Source organism: Halobacillus sp. B23F22_1 (genome assembly GCF_043497005.1).
GTDB lineage: Bacteria > Bacillota > Bacilli > Bacillales > Halobacillaceae > Halobacillus_A.
Genome location: NZ_JBIEKE010000012.1, coordinates 1 through 532, shown reverse-complemented (window position 1 = coordinate 532; position 532 = coordinate 1). Strand labels below are relative to the sequence as shown.

Annotated in this window: 2 tRNA genes and 1 rRNA gene; all 3 read left to right on the top strand. The window is 48.1% G+C overall.

The annotated features are described in order from the left end of the window. A 16S ribosomal RNA gene (locus ACGTNH_RS21130) occupies positions 1-69 on the top strand; the annotation flags it as partial. A 113-nt stretch (positions 70-182) separates the two neighbouring features. Continuing rightward, a tRNA-Ile gene (locus tag ACGTNH_RS21125) sits at positions 183-259 on the top strand. A gap of 8 nt (positions 260-267) precedes the next feature. Then, a tRNA-Ala gene (locus tag ACGTNH_RS21120) sits at positions 268-343 on the top strand. Positions 344-532: the final 189 nt, after the last annotated feature.

Genomic DNA, 532 nt, shown 5'->3' with positions numbered 1-532 from the left:
GGGCCAATGATTGGGGTGAAGTCGTAACAAGGTAGCCGTATCGGAAGGTGCGGCTGGATCACCTCCTTTCTAAGGAACAAGGAACGGCTGGCCGTGTTTTCGAACACAAAAAGCCGTCTCCTTCGGAGCACGTACCTGGTTGGTTGTTCAGTTTTGAGAGATTAAATAAACTTAATTTGAATGGGCCTGTAGCTCAGTTGGTCAGAGCGCACGCCTGATAAGCGTGAGGTCGGTGGTTCAAGTCCACTCAGGCCCACCATTCAATCCGGGGCCTTAGCTCAGCTGGGAGAGCGCCTGCTTTGCACGCAGGAGGTCAGCGGTTCGATCCCGCTAGGCTCCACCATAATACTTTAAACTAAAACACAATAAATACTTTGTGTTTTATAGTCAACCCTTAAATGGGAAGTGAACCTTGAAAACTGGATAAGAGTATCACTACGCACATCCATGCGTAGCTGATGACAAGACATCAAATCAACAAACGTCTTTTCACGAAGAAGTTAAGTGAATAAGGGCGCACGGTGGATGCCTT